At 61.5% G+C, this 17,178-nt stretch carries 13 protein-coding genes and 2 pseudogenes; 6 read left to right on the top strand and 9 right to left on the bottom strand.

Annotated features, from left to right (window positions below; all coding sequences use genetic code 11):
• Positions 1-459: 459 nt before the first annotated feature.
• Complete coding sequence (locus Q3C01_RS28630; RefSeq protein ID WP_458148636.1) at positions 460-1,992, bottom strand: hypothetical protein; 1,533 nt, start codon at positions 1,990-1,992, stop codon at positions 460-462.
• Positions 1,993-2,067: 75 nt separating this feature from the next.
• A pseudogene (locus tag Q3C01_RS28625) lies at positions 2,068-2,226 on the bottom strand (DUF4236 domain-containing protein); the annotation flags it as partial.
• Positions 2,227-2,615: 389 nt separating this feature from the next.
• Between Q3C01_RS28625 and Q3C01_RS28620 the strand changes: the two are divergent.
• The gene (locus tag Q3C01_RS28620) at positions 2,616-2,963 is read left to right on the top strand and encodes a hypothetical protein (protein ID WP_458148631.1); all 348 of its coding nucleotides are present in this window, start codon (positions 2,616-2,618) and stop codon (positions 2,961-2,963) included.
• 407 nt (positions 2,964-3,370) lie between these two features.
• Here the strand turns inward: Q3C01_RS28620 and Q3C01_RS28615 are convergent, their stop codons facing one another.
• The 5 genes from Q3C01_RS28615 to Q3C01_RS28595 form a co-directional block, all read right to left on the bottom strand.
• Positions 3,371-4,468, bottom strand: coding sequence for a DUF3644 domain-containing protein (locus Q3C01_RS28615; protein ID WP_458148630.1), 1,098 nt, complete (start codon positions 4,466-4,468; stop codon positions 3,371-3,373).
• A gap of 1,160 nt (positions 4,469-5,628) precedes the next feature.
• Positions 5,629-7,182 (bottom strand): L,D-transpeptidase family protein, encoded by a 1,554-nt coding sequence (locus tag Q3C01_RS28610; protein ID WP_458148629.1) that lies wholly within the window; start codon positions 7,180-7,182, stop codon positions 5,629-5,631.
• A 442-nt stretch (positions 7,183-7,624) separates the two neighbouring features.
• Entirely contained in the window at positions 7,625-8,584 is a 960-nt protein-coding gene (locus Q3C01_RS28605; RefSeq protein WP_458148628.1) for an acetyl-CoA carboxylase carboxyltransferase subunit alpha, read from the bottom strand.
• A gap of 287 nt (positions 8,585-8,871) precedes the next feature.
• Positions 8,872-9,849, bottom strand: coding sequence for a site-specific tyrosine recombinase XerD (xerD, locus tag Q3C01_RS28600; protein WP_458148627.1), 978 nt, complete (start codon positions 9,847-9,849; stop codon positions 8,872-8,874).
• 17 nt (positions 9,850-9,866) lie between these two features.
• Positions 9,867-10,013 carry a histidine kinase gene (locus Q3C01_RS28595; protein WP_458148626.1) on the bottom strand — a complete coding sequence of 49 codons (147 nt, stop codon included), beginning with the start codon at positions 10,011-10,013 and terminating at the stop codon, positions 9,867-9,869.
• A gap of 167 nt (positions 10,014-10,180) precedes the next feature.
• Here Q3C01_RS28595 and Q3C01_RS28590 point away from each other — a divergent pair.
• From Q3C01_RS28590 to Q3C01_RS28580, 3 genes and pseudogenes are all read left to right on the top strand, one after another.
• Positions 10,181-10,794 (top strand): annotated as a pseudogene (locus tag Q3C01_RS28590) (shikimate kinase).
• Positions 10,791-11,939 (top strand): 3-dehydroquinate synthase, encoded by a 1,149-nt coding sequence (gene aroB / locus Q3C01_RS28585; protein WP_458148625.1) that lies wholly within the window; start codon positions 10,791-10,793, stop codon positions 11,937-11,939. The pseudogene Q3C01_RS28590 and the gene aroB overlap by 4 nt, the downstream one beginning before the upstream one ends.
• A gap of 27 nt (positions 11,940-11,966) precedes the next feature.
• Entirely contained in the window at positions 11,967-13,271 is a 1,305-nt protein-coding gene (locus tag Q3C01_RS28580) for an HlyC/CorC family transporter (RefSeq protein ID WP_458148624.1), read from the top strand.
• A 171-nt stretch (positions 13,272-13,442) separates the two neighbouring features.
• Here Q3C01_RS28580 and Q3C01_RS28575 read toward each other — a convergent pair whose 3' ends face one another.
• Complete coding sequence (locus Q3C01_RS28575; RefSeq protein ID WP_458148623.1) at positions 13,443-13,712, bottom strand: BolA family protein; 270 nt, start codon at positions 13,710-13,712, stop codon at positions 13,443-13,445.
• Between the two features lie 120 nt (positions 13,713-13,832).
• Here Q3C01_RS28575 and Q3C01_RS28570 point away from each other — a divergent pair, with 120 nt between their 5' ends.
• A complete protein-coding gene (locus tag Q3C01_RS28570) occupies positions 13,833-14,468 on the top strand; it encodes a J domain-containing protein (RefSeq protein ID WP_458148622.1) in 636 nt (211 codons plus the stop codon).
• A gap of 189 nt (positions 14,469-14,657) precedes the next feature.
• Here Q3C01_RS28570 and Q3C01_RS28565 read toward each other — a convergent pair whose 3' ends face one another.
• Positions 14,658-15,749 carry a citrate synthase/methylcitrate synthase gene (locus Q3C01_RS28565; RefSeq protein ID WP_458148621.1) on the bottom strand — a complete coding sequence of 364 codons (1,092 nt, stop codon included), beginning with the start codon at positions 15,747-15,749 and terminating at the stop codon, positions 14,658-14,660.
• A gap of 73 nt (positions 15,750-15,822) precedes the next feature.
• Here Q3C01_RS28565 and Q3C01_RS28560 point away from each other — a divergent pair, with 73 nt between their 5' ends.
• Positions 15,823-17,052 (top strand): citrate/2-methylcitrate synthase, encoded by a 1,230-nt coding sequence (locus tag Q3C01_RS28560; RefSeq protein WP_458148620.1) that lies wholly within the window; start codon positions 15,823-15,825, stop codon positions 17,050-17,052.
• Positions 17,053-17,178 lie beyond the last annotated feature (126 nt).

The following is a 17,178-nucleotide window of genomic DNA, read 5'->3' as shown; positions in this document are numbered from 1 at the left end:
ACAGACCAACCTACAGGGGGTCAATTTTGGACGCCGATCCCCCGGCTTAGGGGGGCAATATTGCAGGCCGAATGACAATCTTCGTTCTCGGCGATCCTTTGCGTCCATTACCCGATCCAGCATTTCATTTCAGATGTGGACGTCACACTGAAAGCTGGTGGTCACATTTACATTGAAACTGTCCAGGGCCACGGCGAGAACTACCTGGAATTGCCTAAAGCCGGAGAAGTTCGATACGCTCTCGAAGGATATAAACTGCTCTTCTACAGGGAACGGCCTGTGGGGCCCACCCAAGCGAATGCCGTGGTAGTCGAAACCCTTGCGCAAAAACCGGAATAGCCATTTTACCGCTCAACGGAGCGTGCTCGTGAAGCTAAGCGATCCAAAAGGAGAACCATGTCTTCGTCACATGTATCTCCCTTAGGTAGTACTCATAGCAAGCGGCCGCAGAATCAGAACTCAAGGCCTCTCAGATCTAGACGAGTGGACGGCCTTTTTTACGCTGTCTATCTCGATTGATGCGGCAGTGAGTTGAGGCATAGCAACATTGACTTTCAAATTGAATTCGCGGCTACCTTGCTTCAGGGATTCAGTGTTGCACGTCCATTGACCCAGCAGGTCTTCCATAGTTGCGATCATTGCTTGCGTAATCCCGCGGAAGGCCTCTCTAATTTTTAAGTATGCAGGTGGCACCTCCGCCTCAGAAACTGAGACCTCAAAAGTTAGAAAACGTCTTACAGCTTGAAAGAGCGAATCGACGGCCGCCAGTATCTTCATCGGGTCTCCCGGAACGCCTGGCGCTCCCATGGCTTCGATCAGTTGCTTGTCTACACAGGCTGTGATCGTAGCTAGCGCTGCCGAAAGCCTCTCTAATTCAGCAACTATCCAGTTGAGAAACTCGCATCCAGAAAAGTTGCGTGACGAGTCAATGCGCTCGCGAGAGAAGAACTTGTCGTAATCGGCTTTCAACCTCCGCAAGCGAGTTTTCATCAACTCTTCCACTAGGAGGAACTCCCAGAACCTTCCATGATTTATCGCAAGAGAACGTGCGGCGTCCGTCTCGCCAGCGTAAGCGGTGGAGACATGCTCATTGTCGCCGCTGATATGGCTCTCGTCTTGTGTAGAAGGAAGTAATGTCGGGCGGCTTCGCATTTGAGCCAGGGCACTGACAAACTGTTCAGCAACATTCAATCGTGAGCAATGTATGCGCTCGTTCAAACCGCTGGCGGAGCACAGGTCGATCTCACCGTAGAGACAAATGGGTAGCTTCGGATTGCTGTTAAACCGCCGATCCGGTCCACCATTTCGATTTACGTATCGCCAGGTTTCACCAACAACCGTGGCGTCGGTGGGCGCGGAGTCGTTTTCAATGAACCGGGTTGCTCTACTCGCCGGCTGGAGATCACTGTAACGGAGAGCAGCAATCGCATGGCCAGCCTCGACCAGGATAGCATCAGGCGCGAAATATACGTCTTCTTTTCCTAATGGAAGCCGCAGGAATTCCACGTTGCTCCTGACGAGGGCTGGAGTCGTTTTTGATAGCGATATCGCCTTCCTTTCCACGGTCTTCGCCGCCCCTGCATTTCTCTTCCAATCGGGCTGTTCTCTTTCGAGTGGTATCCTCCATAGTCCCGATGAGGTTGAGAGTGCAGCAAAAGCCTTCGTCAAGTCACCAAAACGCTTCAAATCCTGATTGGTCAGATCGTAATCAAGGGAGAGCGTACTGACGCTTCGGCCGTGACTAAAGATGCCTCCCAGGATGAGAGCCGCACAGGCGGCGACAAGGAACGCAACGGCTGGCGAGGCGTTTTTGATAGCGACGATTAGAACCAAGGCGAATAGAACGGAAAAACAACAAAGAGCGGATCGATAGGATCGCCACCTTGATCTCGCATCGTTCAATGCGCCCGCAATGTCGATTGTCGAATTCGCGACCAGCTGCTCAATAGGAGCACTATCTATGATTGTTGCTGCTTCATCGTTAGTAGCCACGTACGCTCGTTCATTCAGATCGACACGAAGACGCGACCGCTCCGCTGAGTAAGCCCGATATTGCGACCAGGACAACCCGGTGCCCGGCAATCCGACTGTTGTTCTTGTGCCATGCGGCCCAATTGTGAAGTGAAGGCCTCTAGGCCCTACCGAGACGCTCGCTCCGCTGCCACTCAAATTCAGTCGTACGCCAGGAAGAATACCAATACTGCGACGGAAACGGAAAACCCCCATTCCACCCACCAAGAATATGAATTATGAGCCGCAGCTCACAGCCGGGCACTAATGAAATTTGCTAGTCGTAACATCACATCTAATTGGGACATGTGCAAGATATACGGAGACGAGCAAGTCGGTGAGGCCGGTGGCCTGATTAGGTTGGCTGGGGCTGATCTCGCCTATGCCGCGGATCAGCCTAGCTTTTTATCAGAACCCGATCCCGACTTTCAGTTCTAGACGCCACCTCTGAAGTACACAGTAGCTTGGACTAGGCATTGCTTTTTCTGAGTTAACTGCGGCTATATCAAAACTTTCGGCCCGGACACCGCAGAAGTAGATCGCAGACGTATGCAACAGACGTCCTGGTGTTCATAAAACCGGGCACTATGACCGGCAATGCTCCGATGACGGACATGCTGTATTGCGCCAAAACCTATACTCTTCCTCAGATGGGGATAGTCCAGCCTTTGATGGCCATCTGCCTTGGCGCAAAGACATTCAACTCTCTTCGACGAGAGCTGGGATTGCCCGATCTCAAGCTCAAAGATGCGTACGTACCCTCAGCGCACACTATCTACAACGGAACGGAGATCTACGGGGTGCCGCACACTGGCGGTTTAGGGCACGCAAATTCGGGCGGGATGGAAAAGGTCAATCAAATTTGGGCAACGCTTGCCGCGAGGTTCGCCGACTTGAAGGGCAGAGCAGCAGACGATGGCTCGATCTTGGAACTGGCAACTCACAGTTCATGACACAAGATCAGATTCTTCAATCCTTCTGCGAGTTCTTGGCTTCGGAATGGAATGGCGCTCGCAGACCTAGTTAGCAGTTCCTCTGAGTGGCAGGTCAGCAGCCTGGTCTCGATGTCTTGACCCCCACGACATCTGGACCGCTCACGGACTAAAGGATGCTGGGCTGAAGTACTCCTTGGAACGGCAATGACCCTCAGGCGACTGCCATTGAGTTGGCAAGCCTCTCAGCAGATTGAGCCATCCAAAAGGCTCTAACAGCGAGGCACTTAGAGTTGTTCACGACTTGGGAGAGGGACTTTTGCCCCGCCTCGATGATGCGGCTCACTTCCAAGCTCATCCGAAATGTTACGTGTGGCGCTAGCCCCAGGGAGATTAAAGCCGCACTCTTCATGTGGGGATACGACGTGTCATTCGGCTGTCGCAGCGCTGCCTGAGTTTTTTGTCGAGCTCACCGTCCTGCTCGCATACAAGGCGTCGAGATCGATTTTGCTTAACCTCGCAGAGAGAGAAGCAAGACATTTTCCGCTATAGCGCTTGTGGAGTGATCGGCCGATCTTGATCTCTTTAAAATACTCGGGATTATCTTGCATTCTGTCTTGCACGATTAGCCACAGAAGCTTCGCCTCCGACCTTTTCAACTTTTTGGCAATGTCTCTGAGGCCTAGACTGTAGAAATCCAGCTCGTTGACCTTGCGGACAGCCATAACTGTAGCGTCAGGATTACCTTCGTCGACTAGGTGAACCGCCTCCCCTTGATTGCGAGTGATTTTGAGCGAAAGTCCTTTGCCTTGCGCTTGTGGCTCAATTTTCAGTGTTGCAACACCGGGAAAGATCTGTCGCCAATCTTCACCCGCATTTATTTTTCTAACTATTTTGTCGAGTTCTCCGTCGCTTGCCTGGCTCTTCTTGCCATCCAGCGAACTTTGCAAAACGGCCAGTGATCGCAACTTGTTTCGAGCATCAAGCCTCCTCCTGGATCCAGGGCTCACCATTCGTTTGATGTCCGCAAATTCAGCATCAAACAGAGTCGCAAGGTCTGAAGGAGGGTTGGCGCAAACCGGAAGAATGCGTGACGGCACATCACCATCCAGTGGTCGTTTCAAAACGTCTTTGACGAGTTTGGCGAATAAACTAACGGCCGATTGGGCGTAGACGTAAAGGTGCTCCTCGCTTAGCTCAATCATGTAGTGCTGCGCCGCATCTCGAAGGGTGTTCAAACTCTGAAGCGTCACCGCCTGGTCCTCGGTGAGGCACTTTAGGAGGTTATCGGAAACGCATTTGCGGAGGCATAAATCGAATCCAATCGTCATGCCCTCCTTATTCTTTTCTCGAATGCTTCCGTTTCGATGCACAATGATGGTCTTCAAAAGCAACTCGAAAGCATGATCGAGCATAATTAGCACTGTTTCAGTGCGCCCTCGATCCCAACATCTGTTGAAATGATCGACAGCCATCACTAGGGAATCAACTGCTTTACCGTGAAGTGCTTTCGCTTCTTTTCGCATGGACAGACCAACGAGGGCGGAGGAGCAGGTAGTAAAGGGCCAACTGTACCCGATTCTCTGACGACGAACTGTTCGGCGAAAGAAGCCCATCGCCTTGCGGCTCCCAGCGGTCCTGCAGTGCTGGTCTTCTCGATTTCCCGATTCCTGCGCTCTACAAGGCATCCCCAGCCATAAGGGGTCACGCTAATAGATCTATTAGTGCCGAGGCTTATCAATGGGGATAGGCATGCACTTACAGAGCGCAGACCACCACGGTCCACGTCAGCCTCACCAATCAGCCAATGCAATTATTTATTGGGGTTTCAAGCGGCGCAGCCGCTGCGATAGCGCTCGACGGTCTACGGGTCGCCGAAGGTGTGCCAGCTACTCGGCCGCACCAAGGAAGCGGGATCAGCCTGCGGTCTCTACTTGACGGCATCCAGCCGCAGCATCTCGTCAAGCCGGGCCTGGCAGTACTCTTCATAAAGTGCGTTGATGATGCGCCACATGACACGAATCCCCTATCCACCCGATGAAGGTTAAGACCCGTCTGTTTCGGGATTGCTTCGTGGATCCACGATAACGGTTTCGAGCCCTCTGCCCTTCAGCCATTTTCCATGGTGAAAACTTCGGTCGCTATCAACGCAGCGCAACTGTACAATTACCCCAGCAGCCCAAGACGAAGCCCGACGATGCGTTCGCTACAGCTAAGCGCTGTGAAGTACTGGGGCCAAGCTGAAGCGCATCAGAGACTCGGAGAAAGCTGGGACGCTCCAACATGCCGAGATGCACAGAAGAAAAGGCAGGCCGTTTGACAAAAGATTGACAGCCCAATTTTCTTACCCCGTAAGCTATTGAGATCATTATTTGCGTTAGCAGTACAAGCACTGCCATGGGCGATATGCGTGAGGATTGAGGTGCGCCGGCCGCGTAACCTGTAACCTCTGAGACACGACGCTCTCCCCTCAATCTCCGCCGTCGTCGCCCGGCTTGACCGGGCGACCCAGTACACCGCGGCCTGTCCGCTCAATCTCAACCGTCTCTGGAATACTGGATCGCCCGATCCCGTCTCCACCAAGGCTCCGACGAGGCTCGCGAACTCGGCTCGCCGAAGCTTCAGCGAAGGCGGCAAGTCGGGCGATGACACCGGAGTGTGCCGCTGGCCGCGACGAAGACGTCGCTTACTTCACCGCCCCGAACCGGCTGTCGAACGAGTTCGACGACATCACCGGCGCAGCGCCTGCCAGCTGCGCGTCTTTGCTGCCGGCGGCAGCCGCGCTGTCCGACACTGAAGGCTTCAGCGGCGGGCGTGAGGCGGCGACCTTGGTGTCGGCCGGCTTCGGCTCGGCGGGCTTGGCGGCTGCGACCGGCTTGGCCGCTTCCTTGGCCGTTTCCTTTGCCGTGTCGTGATGCGGTACGAACCGGGTCACCGCGGCCTTCAGCCGGGATGCCGCCGTGGGCGGAGTTGCCGAAGTGCTGGCCGGCGTCGGCGACGTGGTCGCCGTGGTGTCGGCGGTGCCCATGCCCATCTTGCGGGCAAGGCCTGAGAAGAAGCCGCCGCCTTGCGAATTCTCTTGGGACTTATCAGTCGGCGCGGCGGACGCGACGCGGGTGTTGCTGGCCTGCGCGGGGGCGGCCACGACCGGCTCGCTCTGCGGGCTTGCTGCGGCAGGCTCGAGGTTCGGCCTCGGCGGATTGACCGTGCCGGGGATGGTGCCGGGCGCTTTCGACATCGCCAGCATCTGGAGCGTGTTGCCTTCGGCGCCCTCGGACAGGCCGGTCGAGCCTTCCGGAATCTTCGCGGCAAACACCTTGTTCATGCCGCCGTCGATGCCGGTGTTCATGCGCGCCATTGGCGTGCCCTTGGCGACGAGCCTGGCGTATTCCGCCTCGTCCTTCTCCTGCTTCTCGCGCACGGCGTTTGCGATGTCGTCGGGGATCACATAGGCCGGGCACTTTGCGGAGGCGTCGAACACCGGATCGCGCTTGGCGTCCGGCGTCTTGGCGGCGTCGAAGACGTACTTCTTCTCGCAGAAGTCGACCTTCGGCTCCTGCCGCGTCACCTCGAAATGATCATTGCCTTCCTTGATCATCTTCCAGAAGGCCATGTTCGGATTGTTGCGGTGCTTGGCCATGTTCACCGGCGTCATTCGGAACGGATACGCCTGGAACTGAAATGCCTTCTGGCCGCCGAAGAAGGATTCGCGGCCGAGCGAATAGATCTCCGCGATCTGCTCGTCCGTCATTGCGTAGCAGCCGCGCGAGGAGCAGTCGCCGTGCACCATGAGCTGCGAGCCGGAGCGGCCGAGCGCGCGATCGAACGCGTTGGGATAGCCGGTGTTGAACGAGAGGTAATAGGCCGACTGCGGATTCATCTGGCTGGGGTTGATCGAATAGAACCCCTCGGGGGCTTGGCGGTCGCCTTCGCGCACCTTGGGGCCGAGATCACCAGACCAGCGGCAGATCGGATAGGTCTTGAGCAGCGCGAACTGGCCGGAGCGGGTCTGCTTCCAGACCTCGAGCTCGGCCTCCTGCTTGAACAGGCGGACCAGGATCGGCGATTGCAGATCCATGTCCTTCTCGGTCATCGCGGCGAGAAGCTTTGGCGGGACGGGCTGATTGGCCTTGGCGTTGGCGGCGAGCGACACCTGGTCGGTATCGCAGCCAGCCAGCAGCACGCTGGCGACAAGCGCAACCGACGTCAAAAGCGCGCGTGCAAGCGAGCTAGAAATCAAGATGGACCCCACACTCACCGGGCATGTCAGCGAAAACCCCATTTCTGGAGCATGGCCTGACCGGCGATCCGGACCCGCGGGAAGCGGGCTTTTTGCAGACCAAGCCCCAGCGCTTGTGCCCTGAAGCCATTGATTAAAATCTTACCCTCTGGGCCAAACCGTCGCAACCCAAGTGCGGATCACGAGCCCGTTGCCCCATAGGGATGGTCAACAAAGACTAAATCACGGCGTAGCGGCCTAATTTGGGCTGGGATCGCCGATTCGGCCGAAAAAAGGGTTAATGGGGGTTTAGCGGGGCTGGCTCGACGTCATGGCCGGGCTTGTCCCGGCCATCCACGACCTTTCCCGCAGCACCAAGAAACGTGGATGCCCGGGACAAGCCCGGGCATGACGGTGTGGAAGCCCCTGCGCACGAGGGCGCCATGGCCTCAGTGAGGGCCAATCACCCGAGTTTGCGGCCGATCTCGAGAAACTTCTGCCGGCGCTGCTTGCGGATGGCGTCGGCGTCCAGGTTACGCAGCTCATTGAAGGCCTGCTCGATCGCCTCGCCCGTGGTGGCGATCATGGCGGCAGGGTCGCGATGCGCGCCGCCGACCGGCTCCTTCAAAATGCTGTCGATCACGCCAAAGCGCAGCATGTCCTGGGCCGTGATCTTCATGCTGTTAGCGGCTTCCTGGGCCTTGGTGCCGTCGCGCCAGAGGATGGAGGAGGCGGCCTCCGGCGAGATCACGCTGTAGATCGCGTGCTCCAGCATCAGGACGCGATTCGCGGTGGTGATGGCGATCGCGCCGCCCGACATGCCCTCGCCGGTGATGATTGCAACGTTCGGCACGCCCAGCGACAGGCAGGCGTCCGTCGAGCGCGCAATGGCCTCGGCCTGTCCGCGCTCTTCCGCACCGATGCCGGGATAGGCGCCGGCGGAATCGACGATCGACAGTACGGGCAGGCCGAACCGCTCGGCCATCTCCATCAGCCGCACCGCCTTGCGGTAGCCTTCGGGCCGCGCCATGCCAAAATTGTGCTTGATGCGGCTATCGGTGGAATCGCCCTTTTCCTGGCCCATCACGCAGATGGCTTCGCCGCGGAAGCGGCCGAAGCCCGCCACCAGCGCCTCGTCCTCGCCGAACTTGCGGTCGCCGGCGAGCGGGGTGAATTCGGTGACCAGGCCATTGATGAAATCGGAGAAGTGCGGCCGCTGCGGATGACGCGCGACCAGCGTCTTCTGCCACGGCGTCAAATTCGCATAGAGGTCGGCGAGCGCCTGCGCCGCCTTGTCCTCGATCTTGCCAACCTCCTCGGCGATGTCGCCGGAGGCCGAGAGCGCGCGCAATTCGTCGAGCTTGGAATCGAGCTCGGCGACGGGCTTTTCGAAGTCGAGATAGCTGCGCATGTGGTCTTGCATCGGCTCAATATAGGGAAGACGGGGCGAGGAGGCGAAACGGATTTGGGGCCGCGGATAGAAGTGTAGCTTCTTCAATGAGTTGGCTTGTGCGCACCGACGCAGCGCGCCAAATCACGGGCAGGAGACGGCTCTTTCTGCGGAGAAACGGCCGAAGTCAAGGCGGATGGTGTCAGCTTTGTAGCCCGGATGAGCGTTGCGAAATCCGGGGCAAGTGGTGCTTCGGGCGCCGGTCGCGGATGTCGTCGCGCTCATCCGGGCTACGGCAGCTGCGATTCGGCCGCGAGACCTTACTTCTCCGCCAGCGGGTGCAGGTCGCGCACCAGGATCTTCAGCCGCTCCTCAACCACATGAGTGTAGATCTGCGTCGTCGAGATGTCGGTGTGGCCGAGCAGCGTCTGCACGATACGCAAATCGGCGCCGTTGTGCAGGAGGTGGCTGGCAAAGGCGTGGCGCAGCACGTGCGGGGAGACCAGGCGCGCTTGAAGCCCGGAGGCGACCGCGAGCTCCTTCAGGTCGCGCGCAAAATGCTGCCGCGTCAGGTGGCCGCTCTCGCCGAAGGAGGGAAACAGCCATTTTGACGTCGCGAGGCTGCCTTTCTTGCTCGCCTTGCCGTCGCCCTTGTCGCTCTTCGCCGCATCGGTTGCGGCAAGATAATCCGCCATCGCCTGCCGCGCGGCCTCGTTGAGCGGCACCAGGCGCTCCTTGTTGCCCTTGCCGCGCACCACGATCATCCTCGCGTCGCGTTTTGCGGCCGAGCGCGGCAGCGAGACCAGCTCGGAGACACGCAGGCCGGTGGCGTAGAGTACTTCCAGCAGGCAATAGAGCCGCAAGCTGCGCAGCCGCTGCGAGGGCGAAGCATCCGCCATCTCGCCCAGCTCCTTCGCGCGCGTCAGCATGCGATCGACGTCGGCAATCGACAGCACCTTCGGCAGGCCGCGGCCGCGCTTCGGCCCCGAGAGGATCGCGGCGGGATCATCGCTGCGGATCCGCTCGTTGAGCAGGAAGCGAAACAGGTGCCGCATCGCTGACAGGCGCCGCGCGACGCTGGTGGATTTGAAGCCGCGCGTATCGAGATCAGCGAGATAGTCGCGCAAGACTTGCGTGTCCGCACCGATGAAATCCCGGCCTTTGTGGCTGAGGAAGTCGGAGAAGTCGGTGAGGTCGCGGCGGTAGGCGTCGAGCGTATTTGGGCCGGCGCCCTGTTCCGCCGCGAGCATGTCGAGGAACAGGCCGGTCAGTTGAATATTTGAGGGCTTGGTTGGCATGCCCCGGAGGCTAGCGCCTATTTCTTGAGAAATTTGTCAGGCGGGATGGTCACCGTCATTTCCCGCGGCTTTGGATTGACGAAATTGGCCAGCGTGAAGATCACGCCATAGACGATGCCGGCGAGCACGGCGACGACCGTCAGGAAGCGGAACAGGCTGGGCATCGGGCCAGATCTCGGTAAGGGTCTCGGTAGGGTCTCGTCGGGACGAATTAACCAATGAAATCATCCAACATGTTCGCCGTTTCGTGGCAAGAGTCTCTGGCGAGGGCCCCTTCGGGGTCGTATAGGTGGCCCGAATGCCGCCTTTGGCGGCAGATTGAGCGAGGTCCATGTCCGAAGCCGCCATGCCAGCCCCAAGCTCGCCCGAGCCCGACATCCTGTCGGCGCTTGCGGGCCGCTCGATCGTGCTGGTCGGCATGATGGGGGTCGGCAAATCCACCATCGGGCGGCGCCTCGCGGCCCGGCTCAAGCTGCCCTTCGTCGATGCCGACACCGAGATCGAGGCGGCCGCCGGCATGACCATACCGGAAATCTTCGAGCGCCACGGTGAGCCTTATTTTCGCGACGGCGAGACGCGGGTGATCGCGCGCCTCCTGGACGGCGGCCCGCTGGTGCTCGCCACCGGCGGCGGCGCCTTCATGCGCGAAGAGACGCGGGCGCGCATCGCGGCGAAGGCGGTCTCGATCTGGCTCAGGGCGGATCATGACGTCATCATGCGGCGGGTGCGCCGCCGCGCCGATCGCCCGCTGCTGCAAACCGCCGATCCGGAAGGGACGGTGACCCGGCTGCTGAGCGAGCGCGAGCCGGTCTACCAGAATGCCGACCTCACGATCTCCTCGCGCGACGTGCCGCATGACCGGATCGTGGAGGAGTGCCTCGAGACGCTGCGCGACCATCTCTGCGGCGCGCCTCACCCTTCGATGTAGCGAGTGCCGCGAGATGACCGCGCCGTTGAAACATTCAGATCCTGTTATCGTCGACGTCGCGCTCGGCGAGCGCACCTATGACATCATCATCGGCCGCGACGTGCTGGCCTCGCTCGGCGCGCGCGTCGCGACCTTGCGTCCCGGCGTGCGCACCGCGATCGTGACGGATCGCACCGTTGCAAGGCATTGGCTGGAGCCGACTGAAGCTTCGCTCGCGGCCGCGGGCATCCCGACCTCGCGCATCGTCGTCGAGGAAGGCGAGATCTCCAAGACCCATGCCGGGCTCGAAAAGGTCAGCGAGGCGCTGATCGCTGCGAAGATCGAGCGCAACGATCTCGTCATCGCGCTCGGCGGCGGCGTGGTCGGCGATCTCGCCGGCTTTGCGGCGGCGATCCTACGGCGCGGCGTCGATTTCGTGCAGGTGCCGACCTCGCTGCTGGCGCAGGTCGATTCATCGGTCGGCGGCAAGACCGGCATCAACTCGCCAAAGGGCAAGAATCTGCTCGGCGCCTTCCACCAGCCGGTGCTCGTCATTGCCGACACCGCCGTGCTCGACACGCTGTCGCCGCGGCAGTTCCGCGCCGGCTATGCCGAGGTCGCCAAATATGGCGTGCTCGGCGACGAGGCCTTCTTCGCCTGGCTGGAGAAGAACCACGCCGATATCTTCAAGGGCGGCTCGGCGCGCGAGCACGCGATCGCGACCTCCTGCCGCGCGAAGGCGGGCGTCGTGTCGCGTGACGAGCGCGAGACCGGCGAGCGGGCGCTGCTCAATCTCGGCCACACCTTTGGTCACGCGCTGGAAGCTGCCACCGGCTTCTCCGACCGGCTGTTCCACGGCGAGGGCGTGTCCATCGGGATGGTGCTGGCGGCGGAGTTTTCCGCAAAGCTCGGCATGATCGGTGCGGCGGACGCGGCGCGCGTCGAACGTCACCTTGCGGAAGCAGGGCTGCCGACGCGGCTCCAGGACATCGCCGGCTTTGCGCAGGAAGGGCTTGCCGACGCCGACGCACTGCTGGCGCTGATGGCGCAGGACAAGAAGGTCAAGCGCGGCAAGCTCACCTTCATCCTGCTGGAGGCTGTCGGGCGCGCTGTGATCGCAAAAGACGTCGAGCCGTCGCTGGTGCGCGACTTCCTCAACGACAAGCTCGCGCGCAAGGCGTGATGAGCGATTGATATCGGCGGTTGGGTCATGGATTGGCTCGGTTTTTCCATCGTCGTCTTCTGCCTTCTGGTCTCGGCGTTCTTCGCCGCGAGCGAGACCGCGCTGACCGGCGCCTCGCGCGCCAGCATGCTGCGGCTCTCCAAGCAGGGGCATCGCGAGGCCGACGTCGTCTCCCAGTTGCTCGACATGCGCCAGCGTCTGATCGGCGCGCTGCTGCTCGGCAACAACATCGCCAACATCGGGGCCTCGGCGATTGCGACCGGTATCTTCACCACCTGGTTCGGCGAGGTCGGCGTGCTCTATGCGACCGGCGTGATGACGGCACTGGTCGTGATCTTCGCGGAAGTCTTGCCGAAAACCATCGCCATCAACGCGCCCGACCGCGTCGCGCTCGCCGTGGCGCGGCCGATGCGGCTGACGATGTACGTGCTCGGGCCGCTATTGACGGTGGTGGAAGTCATCGTGCGCCTGTTGATGCGGCTGTTTGGCCTCGCTGGCGAGCACCAGGCGATCCTGTCGCCGACCGAGCGCCTGCGCGGCGCGGTCGACCTCTTGCACCATGAAGGCAAGGTCGAGAAGCAGGACCGCGACATGCTCGGCGGCCTCCTCGACCTGCGCGAGCTTCAGGTCTCCGACGTCATGATCCATCGCACCGAGATGATGATGATCAATGCCGACCTGCCGCCGGAGGATCTGGTGCGCGAGGTGCTGGCGACCGAATACACCCGCATTCCGCTGTGGCGCGACAAGCCCGAAAACATCATCGGCGTGCTGCACGCCAAGGACCTGTTGCGCGCCATTCGCGCCTCCGAAGGCGACACCTCGCGCATCGACGCCTCGACCATCGCGCTGCCGCCCTGGTTCGTGCCCGAGATGCGCACCGTGTCCGAGCAGCTCAAGGCGTTCCGCCGCCGCAAGACCCATTTTGCGCTCGTCGTCGACGAGTACGGCGAAGTTGAAGGTCTTGTGACGCTGGAAGACATTTTGGAAGAGATCGTCGGCGATATCTCCGACGAGCACGACGTCGTGGTCGCGGGCGTGCGCGCCCAGCCAGACGGCTCGGTCGTGGTCGACGGCTCGGTGCCGATCCGCGATCTCAATCGTGCAATGGACTGGCGTCTGCCTGATGAAGAGGCGACGACAGTCGCTGGCCTCGTCATTCACGAGGCGCGCTCGATCCCCGATCGCGGCCAGAGTTTTACGTTCCACGGCTTCCGCTTCCGTGTGCTGCGCCGCGAGCGCAACCGCATCACCGCACTCCGTATTTCACCGGTGCCGCGCGAAGCGGAGGTGGAGGAAGCCAAGCCGAGGCGGGCCGGGACGTCGTTTTGATGCTTACCCTCCCCTGGAGGGGGAGGGTCGATCGCGCGTAGCGCGAGCGGGGTGGGGTGATCTCTCAGCACGGGCGGTGTTCGACGCGGAGAGACCGTCACCCCACCCCGCTACGCATTGCGCTTCGCTTCATGCGTAGCGACCCTCCCCCTCCAGGGGAGGGTAAGCGATTCAACCTTCCCCCGGCGCCTGCGCGTGGATGGCGAGGGCGTGCACGCCGCCGGAAAGTTCCGCGGCCAGCGTCGCATTAATCATGCGGTGACGCTCGACCCGGCTCTTCCCTTTGAAGGCATCAGACACGATATAAACCCGGAAATGCGTCTCGCCGCCGGCCCGGTGGCCCGCATGGCCTTCATGCAAATGTGATTCATCGACCACTTGCAGGCTGTCCGGCGAGAAAGCTTCGCGCAACTTGTTGCTGATAGTGTCTTGTGTAGCCATGTCGTTGCCGGTCCTGTGAGCCATTAAGTCGCGCGATCGCGTTACTTTAGTTCCCGTGCTTTTACGCTAATCGCAATGTCAAGACTTGAAGGTTTTCGCATTGCGTAGTCAAAGTCAGTCATGCCGATCGATTCATCAAAATTCTTCGACTCCATCCGCGTCAAGCCGAGAGGTGCGAAGCCGGAAGCGAAGCCGCGCGAGACCGTGGTCGCCTGCGAATGGACCGGTTGCCAGAACAAGGGCAGCCACCGCGCGCCGAAGGGCCGCGAGAATTCGCGCGAGTACTGGCACTTCTGCCTGGATCACGTGCGCGAGTACAACCAGAATTACAATTTCTTCTCCGGCATGAATGCCGACGCGGTCGCGCGCTACCAGAAGGATGCGCTCACCGGCCACCGTCCGACCTGGAAGATGGGCGCCAATGGCGGCGTCAAGAAGGGGGCGGAAGCCGAGATCGATGGCGCCTTCGATCCGTTCAGCATGTTCGGCGAGATCAATGGCCGCGCCAACTGGCGCCGCGGACCGGAAGCCCAGCCCAAGGCCGAAACGCGCAAGGTGATGAATGCCGAGCGCAAGGCGCTTCAGGTCATGGGCCTCGGCCCCAATGCCACGCTCGCCGACGTCAAGACGAAGTACAAGGCGCTGGTGAAGCAGCACCACCCTGATGCGAACGGCGGTGACCGCTCCACCGAAGACCGCCTGATCGAGATCATCAAGGCGTATAATTACCTGAAGACGGTGGTGAAGGAGGCGTAGGCTTCCTCTCGTCGTAGCTGTCGCCGCACTCTCTGGCGTCGTCCCGGACAAGCGTAGCGCAGATCCGGGACCCATAACCACAGGATGCAGTTTTGCGAAGACCCGTGGTTATCAGCTCGCGTCACAACCACTCCCTGGGGTAATGGGTCCCGGCTTTCGCCGGGACGACATTGTATTGCGCAGCCGCGTTTAGCTCGGCATCGCCCCCACATACGACGAGCTCGGCCGGATCAACCGTCCTGTCCGGCGATGCTCGAGCGCATGCGCGGTCCAGCCTGCAGCGCGCGCCACGGCGAAGATCGGCGTGAAGGCCTGGCGCGGGATCGCGAGGGCATCGAGCAGGATCGCGGTGAAGAACTCGACATTGGTCTCCGGCGGCCGCTCCGGATTCTTCTTGCGCAGCGCGGCGCGGATATAGGCCTCGACCTCGCCGGCAAAGGGCAGGTCGGCGCCATCGGCGGCGAGCCGCTCGATCGCGGCCTTCAGCACGTCGGCGCGCGGATCGCGCACGCGGTAGACACGATGGCCAAACCCCATCAGCCGCTCGCCGCGTGCGAGCGCTGCATCGACCCAGGGCTCGATCCGTTCGCTTGAGCCGATCGCATCCAGCATTTCCAGCACCGGCTCCGGCGCGCCGCCATGCAGCGGACCCGTCAGCGCGCAATAGCCGGCGGTGACGGCGGCGAACAGATCGGCCTGCGTCGAAGCCACCACGCGCGTGGCGAAGGTCGAGGCGTTCATGCCGTGATCGCAGACGGTGACGAAATAGGCATCCAGCGCCGCGACCTCGCGCGGCTCGGGCACAGCGCCACGCAGCATTTTGAGCGTGTCGGCGGCATGGCTCGCATTCGGATCCGGCGCCACCGGATCGAGCCCTTTCGCGCTCTGCACCAGTGCGCCAGCGATCACCGGAAACGCGCCGACAATGGTCGCCTCGTGCTCCAGCCCGTTCTCGGCGTGAAGGCCCGCGACCGCCGCGCGAAACCCGTCGATGATGCCCATGCCGCGGGTTGCCGGCAAAAGGTCCGGCAGCCGCGCAAAGGCGCGTTCGCGTGCAAGCCCGAGACTCGCCCGCACATTGGCTTCGCTGAGCGTGCTTCTGGATGCGCCGTTCCACAGCCGGGCGGTGACGCCCTCGAAACTCGACTGGCTTGCGAGCGTGCCGACACGCTCGCCGGCAATGATCAGCTCGCCGCGCTCGCCATCGACATGGCTGAGCACGGTTTCGGCGGCGGGAACCCCGTCCAGCCCGATCTGGCTTTTGGTGAGATGGATGTTCATGACCTGTCTCCTTTCACGATGAGAAAGGTCAGGCCTCTCGACAGATTGATCAATCTTGATTACATAAATCAATATGAAAAATTCCGAGGAGCTGTACCTCTCGGCACGTGAGGCCGCCGCCGAGCTCGCGATCTCACCGGCGACGCTCTACGCCTATGTCAGCCGCGGCCTGATCCGCTCGGAACCGACGGCGGATTCGCGCAAGAACCGCTACCGAGCCGAGGACGTCCGCAGCCTGAAGGAGCGCCGCGCCCCGTCGCCCGAGCCGCGCGGCCTGCGCAGCTTCGACGCCGACCTGCCTGTCATGGACACCGAGATCGCGACCATCACAGAGGAGGGTGCGATCTATCGCGGGGTCAACTGTGTCGATCTTGCCGAGAGGGACACCCTGGAGCATGCCGCGACGCTGCTCTGGGACGTCTCCGGTGTCGATCCCTTTGCATCGGACAATTGCCCGCACGTCTCCGGCGAGATGCGGGCGATCGCGGAGGCCGCGCGCCGCGCCGCGCCGATCGACCGCGCCATCGCGGTGCTGGCGCTTGCCTCCAGCGCCGATCCCCGCGCCTTCACCCGCGCGCCCGATGGCCGCGCGATGGTCGGGGCGCGCATGGTCCGGCTGCTGGTTGCGACCATGCTCAATGCCGAGCCGTCGGCCGCGCCGCTGCATCAGCAGATCGCGCTCGCCTGGGCCCCCGACAACAAGCATGCCGCCGATCTCATCCGCCGCGCGCTGGTGCTGCTTGCCGAGCACGAATTGAATGCCTCGACCTTCACCGCGCGCTGCGCCGCCTCGACCGGCCTCAATCTCTATGATGCCGTCATCGCCGGTCTCGCTGCGCTCAAGGGCCCGAAGCATGGCGGCGCCGGCGTACTGGCCTCGCAGCTCGTGAAGACGCTGGTCGATCGCGACGTCGAGCCGATGGTGCGCGAGCGCGTCGCGCTCGGTGAGCATTTTGCCGGCTTCGGTCACGGCGTCTACAAGCGCGGCGATCCGCGCGCGCAGTCGCTGCTCAACGCGCTGGCGCGCGCAGGAGCGCCGCGGAAGTTCACCCGCGAAGTGCCCGAGCGGATTGCGGAGGCGACCGGCGAGCTCGTCAACATCGACTATGCGCTGGCAGTGCTCGTGCACGCCCTGCGCCTGCCGGCCGGCAGCGAGCTCGCGCTGTTCGCGATGGCCCGCAGCGTCGGCTGGATCGCGCACGCCAGCGAGCAGTTACAGCACGGAAGGCTGATCCGTCCGCGGGCGCGTTATGTTGGGCCCGCGCCGGGACGGAGGGCGACGGTAGCAGGATCGAAGAGTTAACGTAGGAAGCGCGTTGGTTGGATCGATCGGGCAACAGGCTCGCTCAACCTCTCCCGCTTGCGGGGGAGGTCGGCGCGAAGCGCCGGGGGGGGGCTCTCTCCGCATTGGGAGTATCGATTGCGGAAA

Source organism: Bradyrhizobium sp. UFLA05-109 (assembly GCF_054185165.1).
Note: the sequence above shows the minus strand (reverse complement) of the source record. Positions and strands in the feature narration are given on the sequence as shown.